Annotated in this window: 4 protein-coding genes; 3 read left to right on the forward strand and 1 reads right to left on the reverse strand. The window is 68.1% G+C overall.

Annotated elements, in window-relative coordinates:
• Positions 1-722: SdpI family protein (locus DBR10_RS17570; RefSeq protein WP_108556541.1), on the forward strand; the 722-nt coding region annotated here is incomplete at its 5' end.
• Between the two features lie 102 nt (positions 723-824).
• Positions 825-2,789, forward strand: a complete 1,965-nt coding sequence (locus DBR10_RS17575) for a transglycosylase domain-containing protein (RefSeq protein ID WP_108506297.1) — start codon at positions 825-827, stop codon at positions 2,787-2,789.
• Between the two features lie 118 nt (positions 2,790-2,907).
• On the opposite strand, the gene DBR10_RS17580 is transcribed toward DBR10_RS17575, so the two are convergent.
• Positions 2,908-4,803: an acyltransferase family protein gene (locus DBR10_RS17580; RefSeq protein ID WP_108506298.1), complete on the reverse strand. Its 1,896-nt coding sequence runs from the start codon at positions 4,801-4,803 to the stop codon at positions 2,908-2,910.
• 188 nt (positions 4,804-4,991) lie between these two features.
• On the opposite strand from DBR10_RS17580, the gene DBR10_RS17585 reads away from it, so the two are divergent.
• A complete protein-coding gene (locus DBR10_RS17585) occupies positions 4,992-6,119 on the forward strand; it encodes an acyltransferase family protein (RefSeq protein ID WP_108506299.1) in 1,128 nt (375 codons plus the stop codon).
• The last annotated feature ends 198 nt before the right edge of the window (positions 6,120-6,317 follow it).

A 6,317-nucleotide genomic window follows, 5' to 3' on the forward strand; every position in this document is an offset into this window, starting at 1 on the left:
CCCATGAGCCCCCGTCGGCCCCGCCCCGGCTGGACTGGCTGGACGCCGCCTCGGTTCTGACCGTCGGGGCCATGGCCGCCACCGCCCTGGCCGTCTGGCGGCTCGGACCGACCGGTCCCCTGCCGATGCATTTCAACATGGCCGGGCAGGTGGACCGATGGGGCGACCGCAACGAGATGGCGCTCGTCATGGGCGGCGTCACCCTGGTGGCGGCCGGCATCGCGGCCTATTGCGCCCGGGCCGAGCGCGACGAAGCCCTCACGGAAAAACTGCAGGACAGCGGGCGCTTTACCTTCCGGTTCGGACGCATGATCGGCCTGCTGGCCCCGGCCTACGTCACCCTGTTGATGAGCCTGATCACCTTCGACCTGTTCTCCCGCACCGAGGACGGACAGCTGACCCTGCTGCGCTGGACCCTGGGCGGCCTGTCGCTGCTCTTCCTGGTGCTCGGAGCCTTCATGGGCAAGGCGCGGCCCAATCCGGTGCTGGGTGTGCGAACCTACTGGTCCCTGACCAGTCGTCTGGCCTGGGACAAGTCCAACCGCCTGGCCGGTCGCCTGTTCGCGCTTCTGGGCCTGGCGGGCCTGGTCGCCGCGCCGCTGGTGCCCCCGTCACTCGGCATGGCGATCATGGTCGCCGGCGTGCTGCTGGCGGCGGCCTGGTCGACCTTCGAAAGCTGGAGAGTCTGGAGGATCGATCCGGACCGGAAGCAGGGCGCCTGAAAACCGCCCTGTTCATCTCTCGTCAATCTTGTCGCGCGTTCTGTGAGGTTCGGTTAAACGGCAGGCTGGACGCGCGGGCGACCAACCAGGGATGACGACGAGATGGCGAACGGAACCTTCGGCGGTAATCGGCCGGCGAAGCCGCAGCGCACGCCGCTTCAGGCGCTGCTGTACTGGACGACCGTGCTGGGCGTCTGGGGGCTGATCTTCATTGTCGCCTTCTTCGCGGTGTTCGCCAGCGACCTGCCCGACACCTCCAAGCTCTATGACGTCAAGCGTCAGCCCTCGATCAACTATCTCGACCGCTCCGGCGCCCTGCTGGCCGTGCGCGGCAGCCAGTACGCCCCACCGGTCGATATCGACGCCCTGCCCGAATATGTGCCCGCCGCCTTCGTGGCGATCGAGGACCGCCAGTTCTACCGCCACTTCGGGTTCAACCCCTGGGGCATCATCCGCTCGGTGGCCTGGAACCTGACCCACGACGGTCCCCAGCGCGGCGGCTCGACCATCACCCAGCAGCTGGCCCGCAACCTGTTCCTCAGCCCGGCCCAGAACTATCGCCGCAAGGCCCAGGAGCTGATCCTGGCGGTCTGGCTGGAGCTGAAATTCTCCAAAAAGCAGATCCTGGCCCTCTATATGAACCGGGTCTATTTCGGGGCCGGGGCCTATGGCATCGAGGCCGCCTCGCAGCGCTATTTCAACAAGCCTGCCAGCCAGCTGACCATCGGCGAAAGCGCCCTGCTGGCCGGCATGATGAAGGGCCCCGCCCGCTATTCGCCGGTCAGCGCCAGCGAACGGGCCGCTCGCCGCGCCACCGTCGTGCTCGACGAGATGGTCCGCATGAAGGCGATCACGTCCCAGGAGATGGAAGACGCCATCAAGGAACCCGTGCGCGTCTCGGCCACCCTGGCCAACCAGCGCGCCCAGTACTTCACCGACTATGTCGACGCCCAGGTCCGTTCGCTGGTCGGTGAGCCGACCGAGGACCTGGTCGTCGAGACCACCCTGGACCTGCCGATCCAGGTCGCGGCCGAACGCTCGGTCAAGCTGGGCGTCGAAGGACACCTCAAGCAGGGCGTCGAGCAGGCGGCCTTGGTGGCGATCGACGGCGAGGGTCGCATTCGCGCCTATGTCGGCGGAGCCGACTATGCCCAGACCCAGTTTGACCGGGCCACGACGGCCCGTCGCCAGGCCGGCAGCGCCTTCAAGCCCTTCGTCTATCTCACGGCCATGGAACAGGGTCGCACGCCGTCGGTGATGGTGGTCGACGAGCCGGTGAAGATCGGCACCTGGGAGCCGAAGAACTATACCAACAAGTACCTGGGGCCGATGACCCTGGAGACGGCCCTGGCCCAGTCGATCAACACGGTCGCGGCCCGCCTCGCCAACGAGGTCGGCACGGGCAATGTGGCCCAGACCGCCCGCCGCCTGGGCATTGCCAGCAAGATCCAGCTCGACCCGTCGATGGCGCTCGGGGCCGTCGAGGTCTCGCCGATGGAAATGGCCCAGGCCTATGCTCCGTTCTCGAACGGCGGCTTCCTGGCCAAGGGCTACGGTATCGAGCGCATCCGCACGGCCAGCGGCAAGGTTCTCTATGACCACAGCGTCGAGAAGGCCGCGCGCCCGGCCGTGATCGGCTCGCCGGCCCTGCAGTACATGAACCAGATGATGCGTCAGGTGGTTCAGTCCGGTACCGGAACCCGGGCCAGGGTCGGTGCCTACGACGTCGCCGGCAAGACCGGCACGACCAGCGATTATCGCGACGCCTGGTTCGTCGGCTATTCCGGCGGCTTCGTGGCCGCCGTCTGGACCGGCAAGGACGACAATACGCCGATGAAGCGCGTCACCGGCGGCGGGGCCCCGGCCGAGATCTGGCACAATTTCATGGCCGCCGCCCTGCCGCGGCTGAAGTCCACCCCGATCCCGGGCGGCACCGTCGAACCGCCACCGCCGACCGATGATCCCATCGGCGACCTGATCGACCCGTCGGGCGTGCCCGAAGGTCCTTCGGCCGAGGTGCCCGCGGATTCGGGTGCCCCCCCCGCCGAGCAACTGCCCTACGAATAGGCGCGGCGAGACGGCAGGCCACCGCCGGACAGCCCGGTCCCTGTACCCGCAGGGTCCTCGCCGTCCTGATCGCCCCCGTCAGAGTGCCAGGATCTGGCACCGCAGCGGCCGTTTCCGCCTACCGGGCAAGCCGGTTGGGCGCGTCGGCCAGTCCGTCGGCCAGTCCGGCCGCCCGCGCTACCGGCGGCACGGCCCGTCGCGAGCCCTCGACGGTGAAGTGGCCGTAGTCGAACTGCAGCGGCACGCCGGGTTCGGCGAAGGTCTCGCACCCAGAGGCCGGGCACAGGGACTCCATCAGCGACACATAGGCCACGCCCTCGGCGGCCGCGATGCTGCGAGCCCGAGTGTCCAGGGCCCGCAGGCCCGGGGCCATGTGCCGTCCGGGCAGGCCGGCGTCATGGGTCTGGTCAGCCCGCAGCAACAGGCGCGGCAGGGCGGTCTCGTACTGAGGGGCGGGGCCCACCAGCACGACCCGCCTGGCCAAAGGCTTCAGCCGGGCCAGGGTCTGGGACAGGGCCCCCATGTCATAGTCGTTCCAGCGGGCCGCCAGGATGATGGTGTCGGGACGGGTCTGCGGCAGCACCTTGCCGAAGGCCTCTCCCATCAGGGCCGCGCAGTGCGGCACACCGGTCTCGTAGCGCCCGACCAGCGGCTTGCAGCCCGACGAGGTGATCTGGAGAATGTCGGCCTGGCCGGCATAGGTCTTGAGGCCCGGCCAGAGATGGGCGGCATGGCTGTCGCCGATCAGGACGATGGCCGGCTTGCCCGGGGTCCGCTTCAGGCACGTCGCCCGGTCATAGTGGTCGGCCGGCGAGACGAGGAAGCACTGGCCGCCGCGATAGAAGCCGTCGCCGTCATATTCGGTATAGGCGACGATCTTCTGCTGCGCGGGCGAATACCGCCACGGCGCACCATGATCGAGCACGGCCGCCGCACCGGCCCCGCAGCCGATGACCATGGTCGCCACCGCGACCCCCAGGCTGACGCCGGTCGGCGTCGTCGCCCGGTTCTTCTGGAAGGGCTGCTCGACAAAGCGCCAGGACAGATAGGCCAGGCCGATGGCCGTGGCGATGATGCCGGCCTGCACCGGCGGGCTGAACGGCAGGTAGAGCCCGATCTTGGCAAAGACGATCACCGGCCAGTGCCAGAGATAGAGCGAATAGGAGATCAGGCCGATCCAGCGCAGCGGCGGGATCGCGGCAATGCGCCCGGCCACGGTCTCGCCTTCCTGGCCGGCCGCGATGACCAGCGCGGCCCCGAGGCAGGGCGGCAGGGCGGCGAGGCCGGGGAACGGCACCTGGGCATTGTAGACCTTGATCGGCACCAGGATCAGCGCCAGGCCGACCGAAGCGGCGAGGTGGCGGGTCCAGGTCCTCTGGAACTTCGGGAAGACGCCCAGGGCCGGCAGGGCCCCAATCAGCAGTTCCCAGGCCCGCGAGGGCAGAAGATAGAAGGCCGCCGAGGCATCGCGCGGCAGGGTAAAGATCGCAAAGCCCAGAGACACGACGGTCAGGGCCAGGGCGCACCAGCCGATCTTCCACTTCAGACGGTGGAACAGCATCAGCAGCAGCGGCCAGACGACGTAGTACTGCTCCTCGATCGCCAGCGACCAGGTATGCAGCAGCGGCTTGACCAGGGCATCGGCGTCGAAATAGCCCGTCTCGCCATAGAACAGCAGGTTCGAGCCGAACAGGCAGGTGGCGATCACGCTCTTGCCGAACCGCGCCAGCTCCGACGGCGGCAACACCAGCATGGAGATGGCCGCCGTCACGGCCATGACCAGGAACAGGGCCGGGAAGATCCGGTGCACCCGTCGCTTGTAGAAGTCAGCAATCGAGAAGGTGCCGGTCTCGAGGTCCTTGCGGATGATGCTGGTGATCAGGAAGCCCGAGATGACGAAGAAGACGTCCACCCCGATGAACCCGCCCTTGAGGCCGGGCAGCTCCGCATGAAACCCCAGAACAGAGAGGACGGCGATCGCCCGCAAAAGGTCGATGTCGTTCCGGTGCCGCATGTATCCCCTCAGCGCTGCCGCGTGGCTCCGACCCTCGCTACGCGGGCGGTGTGTCGAATTCAACCATCACTCCCTTCACAGGCCGTGAACAGGGGCACATGGCGGGCACATCCGGCATCCTTTTCTCTGCCCGGTGACAAGGCGCGCCGCCCCGCCTATAGGTCGAATATTGGTGAGGACAGTGCAGCTTGACGGTAAACGCCCCCGACTCGAAGCCTCATGACCCGGCGCAGCCGCCCGCTGCGACGGCCGGCGGCCAGCATTATCTGACCCTCGACGGACTGCGGGGCGTGGCGGCTTTCGCCGTCATGGCCATGCACAGCGGGTCGTGGTTCGCCCCGGGCGGCGTCTTTACCCACGCCTATCTGGCGGTCGACTTCTTCTTCCTGCTGAGCGGCTTTGTCGTCGCCCATGCCTATCAGCCCCGGCTGTCCCAGGGGCGCCTGTCGCCGCCGCGATTTGTGCTGGCGCGGGTGATCCGGCTCTATCCGCTCATCCTGCTCGGCATGCTGATCGCCGGCGCCTTTCTGGGCCTTCGCTGGATGTCGGGCCGGCGCGACCTGCCGCTCGAGGCGATCATCGAGGCCACGGTCATGGGCATAGCCCTGATCCCGACGCTGACGCCCAACCCGATCGCGCCGCACGAGGCCTATCCCCTCGATGGTCCGCTCTGGTCCCTGTTCTTCGAACTGCTGGTCAATATCGCCTACGGCCTGGCGTTCCGCTGGATCTCCGTGCGCGTGATGGTCCTGCTGGTCCTGGCCGGGCTGGGTGGAATCATCGCCGCCGTCATGATCCATGGCCATCTGGATGTCGGCGTCTCGCCCGAGACCTTCGCCTGGGGCATTCCCCGCGTCACCTTCGGCTTTTTCGGCGGCGTGCTGATCCACCATCTGGTCGCGAACCGGGGCTGGCGGCTGCCGGTCATCGGGCCCGTCGTCGCCACGATCATCCTGGTCGCCCTGTTCTGCCTGCCCCGCACCTGGCCGGGCCGGGGACTGTTTGACCTGGCCTGTGCGGTGATCGTGTTCCCCGCCATGCTGCTGTCCTGCCTCGGCAGCCGGCCGACCGGCCTGATCGCCCGGCTCTGCCGGCTCAGCGGCGACCTGTCCTATCCGCTCTATGTCCTGCAGCGGCCGATCTACTGGTGGCTGGGCGGGGTCTATCTGTCGCTCGAGGTGACGCGGCTGCCGGCACCCCTGCCGGGCCTGATCGCCACGGCCGTTGTCGTCACCGGCTCATGGCTGGCGCTCAAGCTCTGGGACGAGCCCATCCGCAAGGCGCTCGCCCCGCTCACCCGGTCCCGGCGGACCTGAGATCCTTGACGCTCCGGGCCCGGGCGACCGCCCGGGCCCGGAAGCCCGTCACTAAACCAGCCAGAAGTCGTTCAGGCTGATCGCTGCCTTGTTGGTCAGAGTCGCGATCTGCACCTTGTCGGCCCCGTCGCCGCCATTGGCATCGAAGAACAGCGCACCGGTGGCGGTGTCGTAGAGCAGGGTCGCGCTGGCGCTGGT

It is taken from the genome of Caulobacter sp. HMWF025 (genome assembly GCF_003060965.1).
Lineage (GTDB): Bacteria > Pseudomonadota > Alphaproteobacteria > Caulobacterales > Caulobacteraceae > Caulobacter.